14 protein-coding genes are annotated in these 19337 nt (G+C 48.2%); 4 read left to right on the plus strand and 10 right to left on the minus strand.

All coding sequences use genetic code 11. From position 1 onward, the window contains the following. The first annotated feature begins 80 nt into the window (after positions 1-80). Positions 81-2369, plus strand: coding sequence for a RelA/SpoT family protein (locus PGN_RS08350; protein ID WP_004583475.1), 2289 nt, complete (start codon positions 81-83; stop codon positions 2367-2369). Between the two features lie 358 nt (positions 2370-2727). On the opposite strand, the gene PGN_RS08355 is transcribed toward PGN_RS08350, so the two are convergent. The 8 genes from PGN_RS08355 to PGN_RS11355 all read right to left on the minus strand — a co-directional run bounded on the left by PGN_RS08355 (position 2728) and on the right by PGN_RS11355 (position 10753). Then, positions 2728-3204, minus strand: coding sequence for an ATP synthase subunit C (locus PGN_RS08355; RefSeq protein WP_004583476.1), 477 nt, complete (start codon positions 3202-3204; stop codon positions 2728-2730). Between the two features lie 54 nt (positions 3205-3258). After that, positions 3259-5073, minus strand: coding sequence for a V-type ATP synthase subunit I (locus tag PGN_RS08360; protein ID WP_012458510.1), 1815 nt, complete (start codon positions 5071-5073; stop codon positions 3259-3261). Continuing rightward, positions 5070-5684 (minus strand): V-type ATP synthase subunit D, encoded by a 615-nt coding sequence (locus PGN_RS08365; RefSeq protein ID WP_004583478.1) that lies wholly within the window; start codon positions 5682-5684, stop codon positions 5070-5072. The genes PGN_RS08360 and PGN_RS08365 overlap by 4 nt, the downstream gene beginning before the upstream one ends. A gap of 15 nt (positions 5685-5699) precedes the next feature. Continuing rightward, on the minus strand, positions 5700-7019 hold the full coding sequence (locus PGN_RS08370; protein ID WP_012458511.1) for a V-type ATP synthase subunit B: 1320 nt from the start codon (positions 7017-7019) through the stop codon (positions 5700-5702). An 11-nt stretch (positions 7020-7030) separates the two neighbouring features. Beyond that, positions 7031-8785, minus strand: coding sequence for a V-type ATP synthase subunit A (locus PGN_RS08375; RefSeq protein ID WP_005874139.1), 1755 nt, complete (start codon positions 8783-8785; stop codon positions 7031-7033). Positions 8786-8794: 9 nt separating this feature from the next. Then, positions 8795-9733: a DUF2764 domain-containing protein gene (locus PGN_RS08380; RefSeq protein ID WP_012458512.1), complete on the minus strand. Its 939-nt coding sequence runs from the start codon at positions 9731-9733 to the stop codon at positions 8795-8797. A 3-nt stretch (positions 9734-9736) separates the two neighbouring features. Next, positions 9737-10327: a hypothetical protein gene (locus PGN_RS08385; protein ID WP_012458513.1), complete on the minus strand. Its 591-nt coding sequence runs from the start codon at positions 10325-10327 to the stop codon at positions 9737-9739. A gap of 357 nt (positions 10328-10684) precedes the next feature. Continuing rightward, entirely contained in the window at positions 10685-10753 is a 69-nt protein-coding gene (locus tag PGN_RS11355) for a DUF1661 domain-containing protein (RefSeq protein WP_125026634.1), read from the minus strand. Here PGN_RS11355 and PGN_RS11520 point away from each other — a divergent pair. Then, on the plus strand, positions 10722-10814 hold the full coding sequence (locus PGN_RS11520) for a DUF1661 domain-containing protein (protein ID WP_157763428.1): 93 nt from the start codon (positions 10722-10724) through the stop codon (positions 10812-10814). The two genes, PGN_RS11355 and PGN_RS11520, sit on opposite strands and share 32 nt — an antisense overlap. Positions 10815-11078: 264 nt before the next feature. Then, positions 11079-12296, plus strand: coding sequence for a T9SS type A sorting domain-containing protein (locus PGN_RS08395; RefSeq protein ID WP_039416503.1), 1218 nt, complete (start codon positions 11079-11081; stop codon positions 12294-12296). Between the two features lie 79 nt (positions 12297-12375). Here the strand turns inward: PGN_RS08395 and PGN_RS08400 are convergent, their stop codons facing one another. Continuing rightward, on the minus strand, positions 12376-15063 hold the full coding sequence (locus tag PGN_RS08400) for a hybrid sensor histidine kinase/response regulator transcription factor (RefSeq protein ID WP_230847022.1): 2688 nt from the start codon (positions 15061-15063) through the stop codon (positions 12376-12378). A 550-nt stretch (positions 15064-15613) separates the two neighbouring features. Here PGN_RS08400 and PGN_RS08405 point away from each other — a divergent pair. After that, positions 15614-16369 carry a hypothetical protein gene (locus PGN_RS08405; protein WP_231845237.1) on the plus strand — a complete coding sequence of 252 codons (756 nt, stop codon included), beginning with the start codon at positions 15614-15616 and terminating at the stop codon, positions 16367-16369. A gap of 146 nt (positions 16370-16515) precedes the next feature. Here the strand turns inward: PGN_RS08405 and polA are convergent, their stop codons facing one another. Further along, positions 16516-19296: a DNA polymerase I gene (polA, locus tag PGN_RS08410; RefSeq protein WP_012458519.1), complete on the minus strand. Its 2781-nt coding sequence runs from the start codon at positions 19294-19296 to the stop codon at positions 16516-16518. Positions 19297-19337 lie beyond the last annotated feature (41 nt).

A 19337-nucleotide genomic window follows, 5' to 3' on the forward strand; every position in this document is an offset into this window, starting at 1 on the left:
CAGTAATTTGCGCATGATGATACACCGTCCTTTTTTTTACATTTGTATAGTAAGACCACATTGTAGATTGAGAATAGATTATGGAGCAAGACGCGAGTGCAAAGAATCCCGATATAGAGACAGAAAATAAGGGGGCGATCAGCGAAGAGGAAGCTTTGATTCAGAGGGAATACTCTTTGTTGATTCAAGACTATTTGAATTCCAACCATCGTCGCAAAGTGGAAAAGATCGACAAGGCTTTCCACTTGGCCAAGGATGCTCATGCCGGTGCCAAGCGACGTAGCGGTGAGCCGTATATTCTCCATCCTATTGCCGTGGCGCGGATTGTGTGTCAGGAAATAGGCTTGGGATCTACGTCCATCTGTTGTGCTCTGCTGCACGATGTGGTGGAGGATACGGAGTACACCGTGGAGGATATGCGCGATATGTTCGGCGACAAGGTCGCTCAGATCGTGGACGGGTTGACCAAAATATCCGGCGAGGTATTCAGCAATAGTTCCGCCCAGGCCGAAAATTTCCGCAAGCTCATCCTGACGATGAATGATGACATCCGCGTTATCCTCATCAAGATTGCCGATCGCTTGCATAATATGCGCACACTGGACTCCATGCTTCCGGCCAAGCAAATGAAGATAGCAGGTGAGACACAGTATGTCTATGCTCCCTTGGCACATCGTTTGGGTCTCTTCGCCATCAAGAGCGAGTTGGAAGATTTGAGCTTCAAATACGAGCATCCACAGGAATATGAAGCCATCAAGGAGAAAATCCGCATCACCGAGCAGCATCGTTTAGAGATGTTCGAGCATTTTGCGGCACCGCTCAAACAACGGTTTGCCGGTATGGACATGTCCTATGAGATGAAGGCGAGGGTCAAATCCGTCTATTCCATTTGGAAGAAAATGGAAAAGAAAGGAGTTCCTTTCGAAGAGGTTTACGACCTTTTTGCGGTGCGAATCATATTCGAATCTTCACCTACTATCCCCGACAAAAACCGCTGCTGGGAGATCTATTCGGCCATCACGGATATATATCGCAATCGTCCCGACCGTATTCGCGACTGGGTCAGCAATCCTAAAAGCAACGGATACCAAGCACTCCACCTGACGGTCATGGGACCGGATGGTGAGTGGGTGGAAGTCCAAATCCGTAGCCGAAGGATGGACGACATAGCAGAGAAAGGATTTGCTGCCCACTGGAAATACAAGGGAGACAACGTAGAGGAAGATTCGGAGCTGGAGAAATGGCTCAGTACCATACAGGAGATACTGGAAAATCCGAATCCGAATGCTCTTGATTTTCTCGATACTATCAAACTGAATCTATTCTCCAATGAGGTAATGGTGTTCACGCCAAAAGGCGAAATTAAACGTTTGCCTCAGGGAGCTACGGCTTTGGACTTTGCTTATTCGCTTCACTCTGATTTGGGAGACCATTGTATCGGGGCCAAAGTGAATCACAAACTTGTTCCGCTCAGTTATGTGCTCAACAGCGGTGATCAGGTGGAGGTACTTTCGAGCAAAAGCCAGCAACCGACCGAAGAGTGGTTGCGCTATGTGACTACGGCACGAGCCAAATCGAAAGTAGATACTTTTCTCCGACGCAAAAGACGGGAGCTGATCAATCGTGGGGAAGAACGAGTGGTCAGTGTTATACGGACATCCGAATCCATGGTCTCTGCCGAGCTTTTGGATAGGATCGCAGCCTATTTCGGTTTCCTCAATCGCGAGACATTCTTCTACGCTGTCGGTACGGGTACGGTATCTCTGCCCGAAAGCTTCAAAAAACTGCTTCAGGGAGAGCATAGCGGTAACTTTCTGATGAGGGCTATCCGTTCGGCATTGAAAGCGGGCAAAAGCAACAAAACCTCCTCTCCATCCGGTAAGCCCGCAGAGAAAGAGGATAAGAAAGCTTACAACACCAAAAAGACTTATATCCTACAAGAGGACGAATTCTCCCGTAACTATCAGATTGCCGAATGCTGCAAACCGATTCCGGGCGACGATGCTTTCGGATTTATCAACGACGATAATACTGTGGTCGTACACAAGCGATCTTGCCCCATTGCCATGCGTTTGAAAAGCAGCTTTGGCAACCGCATCCTCTCTACCGAATGGAGCTTGCACAGTCGTACCTCGTTCGAAGCTAAGCTCGCGCTCAAGGGCATTGACTCCACCGGTATCCTCACCGCTGTGACACAGGTTATTTCGGAAGATTTCAATGTCGGCATCAAGCACATACAGCTTACGGCCAAAGATGGCATATTCGAGGGACAAATCCATCTGCTTGTGCACAGCTCCGACGACCTCCTGAAGATCTGTCATCAGCTTCGTCAGAATAAATACATCCAGTCTGTCGGACGCATATCATAATGGCCAAGAGGCTCTCCCCTTTTGCCGTGCCGGATTTGTATGGGGGTTACTCTGCAGTCGCTTTACGTAATCTCTGACAGGAAATAACGTGCGACCTGTATATTGCGTTTAGCGTTTAGCTAATCGTCCCTTAAAAGTCCTTTTAAGGGACGATTACTTATAGCGGTTATTAGCGGGAGGTTCTTATAGAAATATAATCCTCACTTCCTAAGCATTATGCAGAAAGGGTGCATCGAAAATTGATTTCGGTGCACCCCTTGGTATTGTTCCTTAGGCCAAAGCCTATATGAAACGATTCTTGCTGTTTTAGGCCTTAATTGCCAACAGTACTGTTCATATGGATTGACCCTGATTCGGATTAAGCTCCAACCATTCCGGGTACGCTACCGAAGATCAGGATGGACACGAGAAGAGCCAAGATAGCATAAAGCTCGGGGAAAACAGCCATCACCATGGTAGCACCGAACACGTTGTGACCACCGCCGATAGCCTGAATACCATTAGCGCATACCTGTGCTTGGCGGATGGCAGACATCAGACCTACTACACCCAGTGCCAAACCGGCGAAGAAAATAGCCCAACCTGCAAGCAGAGTAAGAGCATTGGCAGCAACCAATTTGGTGATCAAGCCGGATGCCATAAAGAAGCCCACGAAACCATAGAGTCCCTGTGAACTCGGAAGAGCGCTAAGACCGATGTAGAGACCCAGTGAATCGGGGTTCTTCTTCATTGCGCCAACAGTAGTGTTACCGCAGATCGTTACGCCAATGGCACTTCCGATACCGGTCAATGCAACCATCAATGCAATACCGAGATAAGCTAACATTTGTTCCATAATACTTTTGTGTTGTTTAGTTGTTATGATTTTTTTGAATTGTTCTTTTGTGATTTAAGAGCGTTTGAACGGTGTGTACTGGTTGCCCCCTCCCTCAAATTCGCTGTTCTTATAGAACTCTACGAATGTCAAACGAATGGGGTGAACAAGCGAACTGATCATCGTAAGACCGAAGTTCAGACCATGACCGATCAGCAAAATGATCAGCATCACGATGATCCGAGGTACAATACTCATCGAAGCAGTCATATCCGTAGCCAACGTATTGAATACGCCACCGAGGATAGAGCCCGTGAGTCCGATCGCAAACAGTCGGATATACGAAAGCGTATCGCCCAAAAGTCCTGATGCTGTGTTATAAGCCGTCCACAAGCCGCTACCGAAATTGATAAACGGATTCTTGCCAGGTGAATTGTAGAAGAAGGCTACCAAACCTCCGGCAACTGCAATGCCGAACAAGACATTGATCACCACTTCCGGTACCTTCGGTGCTATCATGGGTAAAGCGAATGCCAATATCACTGCCGTGATAATGACTGCCCACGCAAATGTGGCCAGGCTATACTTCACTCCTCGCTGGATTTTGATCTTGATACCGGCCAAAATCTTGGCATAAATGATCTGTATCAGACCGATAACAACGGACAAGGTCATCAGATTGTCCTGATTCAGGAAGTATTTCTTGACACTTGCCAACTGGGGTACTTCAGCCAATGCTATACCGAAGAATGAACCGGTGAGCAGACCGATTATCGTGGTAGCTCCACCCAGCCATTGGAAAAGAGTGAGTATCGGTTTCAGTTCCTTACCGGCTTTCCCTTTGAACAGGGTAGAAGCAAGCAAAATAAGCAAGCCGTAGCCTCCATCTCCGAAGCAAAGCCCAAAGAAGAGCATGAAGAAGGGTGCCAGGAATGGCGTGGGATCCAGCTCTCCGTAGTTAGGCAAAGAATACATTTTCGTAATAGGTTCGAAGAGCCGCGCGAAGAAATTATTCTTCAGCTTGATCGGCACCTTGTCCCCTTCTTCTATCTGCATCTGCTCTACATAGTAGCCTTCTCCGGCCAATGCCTGCTCCATAGTCGAAGCTTCTGACACGGGTACCCAGCCTTCGAGAAGCATCAGTTTGTCATCGGCTTGCCCTTCGGCTTGTACCATGGCACTGGTGAATGCGAATTTGTCCGACAGGAGGTTGTCATAGGCCGTGAGTTCAGCCATACGATTGTCGGCAAATGAAGTTTTGTCCTTCGCATTCGCTTCCAATAGAGCTTCCAGCTCTTCCTGTTGGTGACGGAGCGTAGCCAGATCGTAATCGGGTAGTTTGATTCGCTCGGCATCGGGTCTGGCATCCTGTTTGTGCCCTATGGTGACGAAATGAACAGTGGAGCGTACGGTATTGATAGCCACTGCTCCGAACTTTTCTTCCCATTCAGGTTTGTAAGCCGAAGAGGAAGACGAATAGAAATTCACTTCATAGCCGGCTTTCCGGAGTCTTTCGATGGATGCAAAGTCGAACTGCCCCCAAACTTCCATGTGCTCCACCTCCCGCTTTTTAGACAGGATCGCGCCTTTAAGACGGGTCTCTTCGGCGAAAAGAGCCTGAGCATCCTGCATGGCAGCTTCTCCGTCAGCTTCGGACGCAAGTGTCAGGGTCTGTTCGGCGGGAGCATCCTCGCTTTTGTACGAAGCGAGCATGCGCTTGGTCTGGGCAATCTCTTTACGCAAATTGAGGAGATCTTGCAATTCCGCCACATCTTTCGTAGCCTTGGTTTCCCGGATGTGTACCACCCCGATCGTACGCAACTTTTCCAAGAAAGCTTCGTACTCACGGTGATAGATCAGGAAAAGGTATTTGTTCATTGCGGTAATCATGCCATCACCTCCTCTCCTTTGTTACGTTTCTCCATATTGGCTCGCATAATCTTCTGAGAGGATTTGGACAAACTCTCTTCATCCTCCAGATAGCGTTTGATCTTGCGTATGGCGTCTTTGTAGCCGGGGATTTGCACTTTCTCAAAAAGATTCACTTTCTGTGTAGTCTTCTTGCGTGCATATTCGAGGAACTCCAACTTCAGACCGAGGAACTCGGCCTCGATTCCTGTATGGGCCAAGTTCTTCAGCAGGTCAATGCCTTCGGCAAACCATGACGGGGCATTGAACAAACTGAAAGGCTTGATCGTGTAAGAAATGTCATCGAGTACGGGAACGACTACGCCTGCCACCTTCTTTGCCGAGAGCTTGACACCCTCCACACTGATCAGGTCGGGTTTGAATTCGTTCCACAGGCTTACCATGCTTCGGTAGCCTACGATTTCTTCTTCCAGTTGGCGTTCCAATCGCTCCACCTCGTCCTTCGTTCGCTTCACCTCCAGACGCAATGCGCTCTCCTTGCTTTTGATCGTCGGCAAGGTACGCTCTCGCATCTTAAGCTGCTTTTCTTGCTGCTGAAGTGAGATTTTGTTGTATTGAAACTTAATAGCCATTGTAGCACAAGGTTATTATTTCTTCCAATAAGTGTCCACAAGCTGCTGCTTGATATTCACTTCGGCCGGTTTGAAGTGCTTGGAGAATAGCTCCCACGCCGTGTCGAGCATCTCTGTCGTATTCACGTTTACGTCTATGGCCAAGAGCTGACGAGAGTAGTCATTGGCGAATTCGAGCGCACGGTTGTCGTAGTCCGTAAGGTCGAAACCGTTCTCCATCTTGGTTTGAGCGTTGGCCGCATCGGAGAAAAGACGAACCGCGGCATTCATCACCTGAGGATGGTCTTCTCGAGTCTTCTTACCGATAACGAGCTGCTTCAAACGAGAGAGGCTTCGGAACGGGTCTACGATAACCTTACCTATGTTGCTGTCGCGACGGAGATAGAGCTGACCTTCGGTAATATAACCGGTGTTGTCCGGCACGGCGTGAGTAATGTCTCCTCCGGAAAGAGTGGTCACAGCGATAATCGTGATAGAACCACCGTCGGGGAACTGTACAGCCTTTTCGTAGATTTTGGCCAAATCCGAATAGAGCGATCCGGGCATAGAGTCCTTAGAGGGGATCTGGTCCATACGGTTCGATACGATGGCCAAAGCATCCGCATAGTTGGTCATGTCCGTTAGCAGTACCAGTACTTTCTCATGCTTCTCAACGGCAAAGTATTCGGCAGCAGCCAAAGCCATGTCCGGCACGAGGATACGCTCCACCGAGGGGTCTTCCGTCGTATTGATAAAGCTCACGATACGATCAAGCGCTCCGGCATTGCTAAATGTATTCTTAAAGAACAAGTAGTCGTCATTGGTCATACCCATTCCACCGAGGATAATCTTATCACTCTCGGCTCGGAGGGCTACCATGGCCATTACTTGGTTGAACGGCTGGTCAGGGTCGGCGAAGAAAGGAATCTTCTGTCCCGTCACCAAAGTATTGTTCAGGTCGATACCGGCGATACCGGTAGCGATCAGCTCTGAGGGCTGCTTACGACGGACCGGATTAACGGACGGACCGCCGATCTCCACTTCTTTTCCTTCCGGTTGGGGGCCTCCGTCGATAGGTTCGCCATAAGCGTTGAAGAAACGGCCGGCCAACTGATCTCCCACTTTGAGCGAGGGAGCCTTGCCCATGAAGATTACTTCGGCATCGGTGGGAATCCCCTCCGTACCGGCAAATACCTGCAGGGTTACATCTTCGCCCTGAATACGCACCACCTGAGCCAATCGGCCGTCGATAGTGGCCAACTCTTCATTACCCACACCGGTGGCACGCAAAGAGCAGGTTGCCTTGGTGATATTGGTAATCTTCGTATATATTTTCTGAAAAGCTTGTTTTGACATAACTATCTAATTTATTTGATGCGTTCGGCCAGAATAGCGTCCAACTCTTTATTGTATTTGTCGAATTCAGCACTTTTGAACTGAGAATAGTTCACCTGCTTGAAGGTATTGATCATTCGCTTGAAATAGTCCGAAACCTCGAGGAAGTCTTCGAAATCGAATTCCGTACGACAGATGTCCGTTATTCTGCTGAGCATCAGTTCCTGACGCTCGAGCGAGCTGTTGCAATCGACATCGTCGAAGGCATCTTGCTGAAGGATCACAAAGTCGATCAATTCTGCTTTCCAGAAGACTACGTGGTAGCTAACGGGTACACCATCATCACCGAGGATGTTGATCTGCTCGGCAATTTCTTTACCCTGATGCAAGCGCATCTTCAGCTCATTCACCTTAGTAGTCCAGTCTGCACTGATGTGGTTCGATATATAGCTCTCGAATTCGGGATATTCGATGTACTTCGAGTAACTATCGATGGGGTTTACAGCCGGATAACGTTTGCGGTCGGCACGATTCTGCTCCAAAGCATAGAAGCAGCGAGCCACTTTCTTGGTGTTTTCCGTCACAGGCTCTTTGAGGTTACCACCGGCGGGAGATACCGTACCGATGAACGTTACCGAACCGGCCGAACCGTTGTTCAGGTAAACGTATCCTGCACGAGCGTAGAAGTTGGCTACGATAGCTGACAAGTCCATCGGGAAAGCATCCGGTCCGGGAAGCTCTTCCAGACGGTTGGACATCTCACGCAGAGCCTGTGCCCAACGCGAAGTGGAGTCTGCCATCATCAGCACGCGAAGGCCCATGGAGCGATAGTACTCGGCTATCGTCATGGCCGTATATACGGATGCCTCACGCGAAGCCACGGGCATATTCGATGTATTAGCAATAATAATGGTACGTTCCATCAATTTACGTCCCGTGTGGGGGTCATTCAGGTGGGGGAATTCCGCAAAGATCTCCACAACCTCGTTTGCACGCTCACCACAGGCTGCAATGATCACGATATCGGCTTCCGCCTGCTTCGAGATAGCATGCTGGAGCACCGTCTTTCCCGTACCGAAAGGACCGGGGATAAATCCCGTACCACCCTCTACGATGGGGTTGAAAGTGTCGATGATACGGATACCCGTTTCGAGCAGTTTGAAAGGACGCGGCTTCTCGCGATAGCAAGTGATAGCACGTTTCACCGGCCATTTCTGCACCATGGTTACATTGTGGTCTTTCCCGTCCTGATCCGTTACCACAGCGATCACATCGTTCACTTTGTACGAACCGGCTTTGGCCAGACTCTTCACCTTGTAATTGCCTTCGAAAACGAAAGGCACCATGATCTTGTGCGGTTGGAAATTCTCCGTCACCTCTCCGAGCCATGAGCCTGCGATCACATTGTCGTTCACATTGGCCAAAGGCTTGAAGTCCCACAGCTTGTCGTCATCGAGAGCGGGAGTATAATCGCCTCGTTTGAGGAAGATCCCGTCCATCTTGTCCAAGTCGTGTTGCAGACCGTCGTAGTTCTTCGAAAGCATACCGGGGCCGAGCGTTACCTCAAGCATACTGCCGGTAAACTCTGCCTCATCTCCTACGTGCATACCGCGAGTACTTTCGAAAACCTGCACATAAGCATTTTTGCCGATCACCTTGATCACCTCGCTCATCAGCTTGGTGCCATTGACATCGATGTAGCAAATTTCATTTTGGGAAACCGGCCCGTCGACCTCCACGGTCACGAGGTTGGACACAATCCCCTTAACAACTCCTTTTGTAGCCATTATCTTGATTTATTTCTTTTGATTTCTTCTGAACTCGTCCAAAGACTCTGCGCTCTCGTGTTTGAGAGTCTTGACGATGCGGCGGAAAGTCTCCTCTCCCGTCTTTTCGTCCAACTTCACCCAACGCTCGATGATCGCCAGCTCCAAATAATAGCAGAGCAAACGCTCTACGGTGAATACGCGGTTGAATACCGACTCTTCGAGCCACTCCCAACGAATCACATCGAGCAGACGCTCACGTTTGGTAATGTCCGTCTCCTCACCGACAGAAAAGAGTGTGGACAGATAGGGCAGTTCTTCGCCCAAGTCGAAGTCACGAGCCCGTGACGTACGCAATTTGTCTTCTATTTCGCCGGTACCGACAATATAATTGATCGGATTCCAGCCCAACTTGCGACACGTGATCGCGGCCAAGATGTTCTTGATATGCAGATTCAGGGCAAACCATTCTTCCAGGAAGTCGTTGCCGCATTTCATGGCATATTCATAATAGTACATGGCCAGACGATCTTCGTCGGAGATTGGCAGGCGTGCTTTTCCTTCTTCGGCTTCAGTGTCCGACAGGGACATTTGGCCATCGTCTCCTTCTTCTTCCTCGCGGAATATCTCAGGCAGCTTTTCCGACAAAAAAGTGCGGAAATGCTCCGGCAACGAATCCATACGGGGCATGACACGTTTCTCCCGATAGGCAGCTATGATGCCATCCAGCGTATCATAAGAGAAGAGAGTCGGCCGGGACTCCTCGGCCTTGGCCTTTTCGCTGTCCTCCAGATAGCGAAGAAGGAACTGATTCTCCTGCTCCCAAAGCAGGAGATCGAAGAGCTTGCTATCCGTTCGACTCAGGATAGGCCTAAGCTCCTGCAGAAACTGCAAGGACGTAAACGGCAATTTCCGATCTTCCACAGTGATGTTGGGCAGACCGGCTACAGTGGCGTAATATTTGGCCATGACTTAGAAAAGCATTTCCACCAGCCTGGGGCGCAAGAAACTCTTGAAGAGATTGATGAACTCTTCCTCACCGAATTCTATCTTGTATGAGCCATCTTTGGGCTGGATAGTATAGGCCACCGGTTGGTTGTTCACCTCTTTGATCGTCACCTTAGTGTTGAGTAAGTCCTTGGCATTGCTTTCGAAATAGGACTGAAGTGCAGTGGCGTTTTGTGTAGAGATAATGATGCTCTCGCCCGAAGCCCAATTCTTGGCCATATCGAGCATCATCTGTTGCATGAATTCGGGGTTGGTCGATGCCGCTTTTACGTTGGCCGAAACGATCTCTCCGGAAATTTGATCCACAATGGTACTCTTGAGCGACTCCAGCATCTGACCAGCATAAAGCTTCAACTCGGATTCGGTATTCTGCTGAAATTCTGTCGCCTTCTTCTTTGCATCGCTCACAATGCGTTCAGCTTCAGCCTTGGCATTATTGATCGTCTCTACGCTTTTGGCCTCAGCCTCAGCGATAATTTTCGCGGCCTGCTCGTTGCCTTTTTCGACACCTTCGCGATAAATTTTGTCGGTTAGTTCCTGGATTTTAGAGTCCATTGTTCTTGATTCTTTATTATAGTAGTATTTGATTCCGAATTAAGCGTCCGCAAAGATAGTACAAATCCGTAAATCACAAGTAGTTTCATATTTCCCCTCTTCTGTGGCATGAGCCTTTTGCAAGGTCTCTCGATAATAGCCAAACAGTAAGGAGCAGGCATCGGTCAAAAGGAGAGGCAATTTTTGTCGTTTAGCAATTATAAATCTGTATTCGATATAGGGCGAGTTTCAATTTTTTCAGATGGAGGCTATCCTCCCGACATGAAGCCATGGAGTTTCGATGTTGATCCATCGAATCAATATCCGCGAAGCTGTTGCTTTTGTTCTTACGAGCCAAAAACACTCCGATTGTGGTGCCTAAATCCTGAAAAAACGGCGCGAGAATTTTTTCGCTTTGGCGCGAGAATTTTTTGTTTCCCGAACCAAAAGCAAAAAAATCCCGCGCCACATCTTCAGGAGCAACAAATGCAAAAATTTTGGCACGTAAACAGGCCCAACGGAGATGATGCCCGGGCTTTTTTAATAGCAGTTTGTATAGGGCATTGTATTAGCCATAAGCATAGCTCCTGAGTCATTCCCATAAAGACGGGCAGTTAAAATCCGATCACCTCCCCATATCCACTCATTATTTGTACGTAAATGTCTTTTTTCAGACTTTAAATACTTATATTTATCCCGAAAAATTACCCAAGAGAGATTGGGTCGATTGTCGATCCGTCTTAAGTCATACAATCCAATAATCATTATTGAAATGAAAAAAACAACCATTATTTCTTTGATTGCCTTCGGTGCTTTCTTTGCAGCCGTGGGCCAAACCAAGGACAATTCTTCTTACAAACCTTTTTCGAAAGAAGATATTGCCGGAGGAGTTTACTCTCTCCCGACTCAAAATCGTGCGCAGAAGGACAATGCCGAGTGGCTTCTTACAGCGACTGTCTCCACAAACCAGTCTGCAGATACTCACTTTATCTTCGATGAGAACAACCGCTATATTGCTCGTGACATAAAAGCCAATGGGGTAAGAAAATCCACGGACTCCATTTACTACGATGCCAACGGGCGAATATCGCATGTGGATCTTTATATCTCGTTCGGTGGCGGAGAGCCTGCACTCGACACCCGATTCAAGTACGCCTATGATGACGAGGGAAAGATGACCGTGAGGGAAGTATTCATGCTGGTAATGGATCCGAATACACCTATCTCACGCTTGGAATATCATTATGATGCACAGGGCAGACTGACCCACTGGATTTCTTTTGCTTTCGGGGCAGAATCCCAAAAGAATACGTATCACTATAATGAAAAAGGTCTGTTGGTCAGCGAAGTGCTGAGCAATGCAATGGGGACAACCTATTCAGACACCGGCAAAACGGAATACAGCTATGACGATGCAGATAATATGGTGAAGGCCGAGTACTTCGTCGTCCAGCAAGGAAAGGCATGGCAAGTACTCAAAAGAGAGGAATACACCTATGAGGACAATATCTGCATACAATATTTGGCTATTAACGGTACCGATACGAAGGTGTACAAGCGAGACATCGAGAGCGATAAGTCCATCTCCGCAAATGTCATTGACATTCCGTCAATGCCGGAACAGACCTGGCCTAATATGTACGGATTCAACGCAAAGCGACTGAAAGAGACTTATTCCTCCTACGAAGGAGATGTGGCTACTCCTATATTCGACTATATCTATACGTACAAGGCTCTTACCTCAATGGCAACACCTTCGACAGAAGCTCAGGTAGCAGTCTATCTCAATCCGTCAACGGACCGGTTAGTGATTCTGGCCAACGGCATCACGCATCTGAGCATGTACGACTTGCAGGGTAAGCTTGTTCGTGATTGTGCCTTGAGCGGCGATAAGGTGGAAATGGGTGTCGGATCTTTGACCAAAGGGACATACCTGCTTAAAGTGAATACGGATCAGGGAGCCTTTGTGAGAAAAGTCGTGATTCGATGATGTAGTTCGGATCGAATTTCGAAGAAAGGAGCTGTACGGCAAGGCCCCCCCTTGCGTACAGCTCCTTATTTCATTGGGATCAAACTGTTTCCTTGCCGCTCCCCGGCATGGCAAGGAGTTTTTGCCGATATTGGGAAGGAGAGCAGTTCATGTAGCGTTTGAAGGTGCGAGAGAAGTAAGCCGGATCCGAAAAGCCTGCCTCAATGCTAATGTCGGAGATGTTTTTGCTCTCATCGGCAAGGAGCTTGCAGGCCAATTTTATCTTGATCTGCTGTATGTAGCCGATGGTGGAGCAACCTACGACACTCGTGAGCTTTCTGTTGAGCTGGGATGGACTCATGCACATTTTTTCGGCCAAGTCTTGAGCGGAAAAATCCGGATTTTGTTTGATTCCACCGGACACTGCATCTTTGGCTGCAAGGAGAAACTGCATACTGCTGTCATCTATCGGTTGAGGCTCCTCCTCCGGCTTCCGATCCAGCATGAGTTTTTGCATATAGAACTTCTTGAGCAACTCACGGTCTTTCAGAAGCTGCTCGATCCGCATCAAAAGCTCCTCCGGAGAGAATGGCTTGCATAGATAAGAGACTACACCGCTTTTGATTCCTTCCAATCTGTCCTGTTCGGTACTCTTGGCCGTCAAAGCGACAATGGGAATGTGACAGAGCAGAGGCGATTGCTTCATCCGGATTGTCATTTCTATCCCATCCATTATCGGCATCATAATATCCGTAATGATGATGTCGGGAATATGCTCGGTAGCGAGGGCTATACCCTCTTTTCCGTTTGCGGCGGATAGCACATTGTAACGATCGCAAAGGAGGAGTTTGACGAGCAGGTTGATATCCTTATTGTCCTCGACGAGCAGTATGGTCGGACGTTCGTCCTCGAAGCGATGATTCAGAGCTGCTACCATCGGAGATGTCGGTGAGTCATCGGGCGCGACGTGGACAGGCATGACAATATCATCGGAGGAGGGTAGCCAAGGAAGAATCTCTGCCGAAGAGGACTGGTTTTGTGTAGGAATACTGATGGTGAAGGCACTTCCTTTCCCCGGCTGGCTTTCCACTTTGATCGTACCTCGAAGGTTTTCGACCAGTATATTGGTAAACGAGAGTCCGACGCCTGATCCATGCTTTTCGGTAGCGGACTGTCCTCGATAGAAGATGTCGAAGATATGGGCCTGATCAGTTTTATCTATTCCTATGCCATTGTCTGCAACGCGTATGATCAGATTTTTTTCATTCTTGGTTTTTGCCAGAGATATGACCACTCTCCCTCCGGCTAAAGAATACTTGATGGCATTGGACAAAAGATTGGATATGATTTTTTGCAAGTAGGAGGGGACGAAGTCCACGACAATAGGTTTGCTCTCGGGTTGTAGCTCCAAGGTTATGTCTTGAGCCTGTGCGTATGGTGCAAACGAATCGATGAGAATCTGTACGAAGGAGACGATGTCGCCATTGCGCCATTCGGGCGTGGATACTCCGCTTCTGATCTTGCAAATATCCAACAGCTGGTTCACCAAATTCAGCATATGGCTACTCTGTCTGTCTATTATCTTGTGCAGCTCGGTTCTGTCCGATGCTTGGAGATCAGGACTTGAACTCATCTTCTCATTCAAGCCTTGTATGACGGTGATAGGCGTACGAAATTCGTGTGTAATACCGGTGAAAAAGCCGGAGCGAAGCTTATCCGTCTCTTTGATCAGCTTGTTGTGCTTCTTGCCCTGACGGTATGCATATGTCAGAACAGAAATCAAAAGAATCGAGATGAAAAGGGCAAAAAGAGTGCTCAAGAGGATGAACTTCGATTTCTCTTGTTTCGCCTTGCTTACTTGCTGTATTTCTTCAAGCTCTTTTTGGGACTTGTTTCGTTCGTAGTTGAATCGCGTTTCTTGTATGCTGCTGACCTTGTGCGCAATGGACATGCTGTCGCTCAACGTCTTGCTCAGACGGAATGTTTCGAGGGCTTGTTTGTATTCTTTTTTACGCTCGAGATTCTCGTATTGAAGATTGTATATTTCTATCAGATGTGAAGTCGAATTAATTTCTTTCGCAGTCCCTTCGGCCAAAGAAATGAAATGCTGGTAGAGCCTTTCGTTACCTTGTTTGAGATTGATACGTGCCATCGGGATACAGGAATTCAGCCAGTGCCATCGATCGGACAACTGTTCCATCAGTTTGTATGCCGTGGCATACTCTTGCAAAGCCTTTTGATAATCCCCTTTTTCTTCGTCTACTTCTCCGAGATTGATGCTACAGAGTCCGATACCCATCAGATTCTCTGCCATATTGTTCTGCTCCAGAGACAAGAGGAAGTAGGTACGAGCCTTGTCGTATTCTTTGCGTTGTCGATAGATACGTCCGAGGTTCGCATAGTTGATAGCTTGCCCGAGAGGACTGTCGAGTTCTTTCTCTCCTTGCAGTGCTTTCAGGAAATTCTTTTCGGCCTCATCATGGTATCCTAACTCAAGATTGATGTTGCCGATGCCGTTCAGGGCCGCCGATCTGGCTTTGATCGCAGGCCTATTCTGGTTTCCGCTAAAAGATTCTATCAAGGAAAGAGCCTTGTAATGATAATCCGAAGCTTCTGCCAAAGCACCGATACGACGGCTATCCGTTCCGAGGTGATTCCATGCCTGTGCGGCTACGATGGTGTCCCTTAGATTCAATGCAGCGTTCAACCCTTTTTGGTGATATAGCATCGCATCTGTGTATTGGGACATATTACGCATCCGTTTGCCGACCTCGATCGCGAATAACATTTGTCCCACAAGGTTCTTGTTCTGTACGCTGTTCTCGTAAAGCTGTTTAACAGAATCAGTGGGAAGTTCTTTTTCGTACAGCAATGCAGTAATACGCTTTTTCTCTCGGGCGATTTCAGTTACAGAGTGTTTTTCTTTTTTTTCACATCCGACCAAAATCGACATTATGAGTAATAATAATGGGAAAAGTTTCTTCATCTGGCTTTCTATATGCAAGTCAATTCCGGTGTAAAACTAATCAAACATGGATAATCTGACACATAAATATGGTTTGTGAAACAATATTGAGAGGAGTGCGAAGCGTCCATTTGAATTATTTCCTATATTTGCGGAGTCGGTGCCGGTAAAAAAGATGAATAAACTTTTTCTTCGTCTTCGGCATAAAGACAAACTAAAAAAGAAAACAGAGAATAGAAGTAGTGGAAGCTCATGGCTTTCGTCACTTCGTCTAATAAGTATAACTTAACAAAAAACAAACGAAAGAAAAAAAAAAGCATTACTTATTGGTGCTGCTCTTTTGGGAGCAGTCAGTTTTGCAAGTGCTCAGTCTTTGAGCACAATCAAAGTACAGAACAATTCAGTACAGCAACCTCGTGAGGAAGCCACTATTCAGGTTTGTGGAGAATTGGCAGGGCAAGTTGACTGCATTGGGACAGGTAATTCTGCAATCATAGCTGCTGCAGCGAAATTTGACACCGATGATCTCGAAAACTATGTAGGCTGGGAGATCATGAGTGTTGATTTCTTCCCTGGACATCAAGCGTGCAAGTACACATCTACAGTATGGGCTGATGATATGACCATTTTGGGCCAATCAGAAGATAGTGATCCCGTAATGCAGACTATCAATAATCTTGCTCTCAAGACTGGTGTCAAGATTGAAGCCGGCAAGAATTACATAGTTGGTTATATTGCTAATACCGCAGGTGGACATCCTATCGGATGTGATAAGGGTCCTGCTGTTGATGGTTATGGAGATTTGGTTTCTATATCAGAAGATGGTGGTGCTTCTTTCCCTCCGTTCGAATCTCTTCATCAAGCAGTTCCTACCTTAAATTATAACATCTATGTCGTTGTTCATTTGAAGAAGGGTGAAGGTGTTGAGGCTGTTCTCACCAACGACAAGGCTAATGCTTATGTTCAGAATGGCGTTATCTATGTAGCCGGAGCTAATGGTCGTCAGGTATCTCTGTTCGACATGAACGGTAAGGTTGTTTATACCGGCGTTAGCGAAACGATTGCAGCTCCTCAGAAGGGCATGTATATCCTCCGTGTAGGTGCTAAGAGCATCAAGCTGGCTATCTAATTCTGAGTAATCTTGTATACCTGATAGGCATTAGGCTTGTCGGGTATAACCAACGAAAATCACAGCGAATTGAGGTTCGCTGTGATTTTCGTTTTTATACAACTGTCCATGGGACTATTCGGGATTATATCAGGTGGAAAATGGCGTCAGTGCGCCTCCAGCCAATTGGCTCCTTCGCCGATCTCGGCTATCAGAGGAACACGCAAAGAGGGCATCACCCCCTCCATACACGAGCGTACAAGCTCGCGAACTTCTGCAGCTTCAGGACGAAGAACGTTGAAGTTGAGTTCGTCGTGCACTTGCAGGATCATTCGGCTCCGCAGCTTACGCTCAGTGATTTCCTCGTGTATTCTGATCATCGCCAGCTTGATCAGGTCGGCAGCAGAGCCTTGTATAGGGGCATTGATGGCATTCCGCTCTGCATAGCCGCGGACGACGGCATTGGCACTGTTTATGTCCCGGAGGAATCGCTTGCGACCGAACAGTGTGGTGACGTAGCCCTGTCGCTTGGCTTCGGCAATACTCCGATCCATATACGCTTTAACCCCCGGGTAAGAGGCAAAGTAACCTTCGATCAAGGCCTTGGCTTCTGTACGGGAGATATTGAGCCGTTCGCTAAGCCCGAAAGCAGAGATGCCGTAGATGATCCCGAAGTTGGCCGTTTTAGCTCGGCGGCGCATGTCATCCGTGACTTCTACAAGAGGCAGCCTGTATATTTTGGAGGCTGTGGCTCGGTGGATGTCTTCTCCATGGAGGAAAGCCTGTATCAAGCTCTCGTCTTCACTCAGATGCGCCATCAGCCGCAGCTCGATCTGAGAATAGTCTGCGCTCATGAAAATACATTCGTCATTGTCCGGTACGAAAGCAGCCCTCAGCCCCCTCCCGACTTCGGTCCGGATCGGAATGTTTTGCAGATTAGGATTGCTGCTGGAGAGACGTCCCGTGGTAGCGACGGTCTGATTGAACGAGGTATGCAGCTTACCATCGGGGTAGCGCATCTCCGGCAGAGCTTCTACATAGGTACTGAGTAGTTTTTTGATTCCTCTATAGTCCAGTATGAGACGCACGATGGGATGCTTTTCCTGTAGCTTGACCAGAATTTCTTCGTTTGTAGAGTAGCTGCCGGACTTCGTCTTTTTGGGCTTTTCGGTAATTTGCAGTTCCTCGAAGAGCACGGTTCCCACTTGAGAGGGACTGTTGATATTGAATGAGTGTCCGGCCAAACGGTAGATTTCATCTTCGATTCGCTGCATCTCTTCGCCAAGTCTGGAAGCTGTGCGTCGGAGCACCTCCGTGTCCAGCTTTACGCCGGAGCGTTCCATATCGACAAGCACCGGCACGAGTGGCATCTCTATACTTTCGAATAAGGAGGTCATCCCGGCCTCGGAGAGCATAGCATTGAGGCGTTCATATAGCTGCCAAGTAATATCGGCGTCTTCCATGGCATAGTCTGCCAGATTCTGCAATGGTACCTGACGGATGTGCACCTCCTGTTTGTCGCTTCCGACAAGATCCGAGTAGTGGATGGTGCGATAGCCCAGCAACGTCTCCGCCATCTCATCCATATTGTGGCGGAGATCGGGAAAGAGGAGGTAGTGTGCTATCATCGTATCGAATAGCTGTCCGCGTACTTCTATACCATATCGGGAGAGTACTTGGATGTCATACTTCATATTCTGACCGACTTTGCCGATAGCTGTATCGGCAAAAAGCGGACGCAAGAGATCTAATCTGCGTTTTCCGATTTCTTCGTCTTCCGGCAGCGGTATGAAGAAAGCCCGTCCCGACTCGGCACATAGCGTGATGGCAACGATATTGGCCCGAAGTGCATCTTTCGAGTCGGTCTCTGTGTCGAATGAGAAACAAGGTGTGGAAGAGAACATTCGGATGCAATCCGCTATCTCTTCCTCGGTTTCGAGAATCGTATATTCATGTGGTACGTCTGTCAGTTTCTTTAGAGGAAGTCCTGTAGCATCGGTGCCTTCTCCGAACAAATCTGTCGGAGGCTCTTGTGCCTGTACCATGCCGGCAAACAGGTCTGTCGCAGGGGCATCGGCAGGTGTACTCTCCAACCGTTTCAGCAAAGTGCGAAATTCCAGTGCAGCGAAGCATTCACGAACGGCTGCCATATCGGGCGAAGTACGTCGATAGGCTTCGGAATCGAAAACAATAGGAGCATCCGTGCGGATGGTGGCCAAGTAGCGCGAGAAGCGCGTTTGCTCTTCCCCCTCCTGAATTTTCTTGGCTACAGCTCCTTTCAATTCATCTTGGTGGGCGTATATGCCGTCTATGCTTCCATACTCAGCCAGTAGCTTCTCAGCTGTTTTCGCTCCAATGCCTTTACATCCGGGTATATTGTCCGAGCTGTCTCCCACGAGGCCGAGGTAATCTATCATTTGCCCGGGGATGGAAAGTCCGAACTTTTCGCAGACTTCTGCCGGCCCCCATGTTTCATAGCCACCACCCGACTTAGGTCGATAGATCTTGATTCGCTCCGACACCAGCTGGCCGAAATCCTTATCGGGCGTTACCATTCTGACGGCAAGCCCTTGCTCTTCGGCTTGTTTGGCCAAAGTACCTATCGTGTCGTCTGCTTCAAAGTCCGGCACTTCTACAGCAGGAATACGGAAAGCGGCCAACATCTCTTTAATCAACGGAACGGCGATGCGAATACCTTCCGGCGTTTCCTCTCGTTGAGCCTTGTACTCTGCATACTCGCGATGACGAAAACTACCTCCCGGAGGATCGAAAACCACGGCAATATGCTCTGGCGACTCCTTCTCCAGTATATCCAATAAGGTCAGGGCAAAGCCGAATACAGCTCCGGTGTCACGACCGGTAGAGTCGATCCGCGGACTACGGATGAAAGCATAATAGGCACGAAAGATGAGAGCATAAGCATCAAGAAGGAAAAGTCGCTCGGTCATATCGAATCTTAGTTAGAGGGGAGATTTGAAAAAAGGAGAGG

This window comes from Porphyromonas gingivalis ATCC 33277, assembly GCF_000010505.1.
In the GTDB taxonomy this organism is placed as follows: Bacteria; Bacteroidota; Bacteroidia; order Bacteroidales; family Porphyromonadaceae; genus Porphyromonas; species Porphyromonas gingivalis.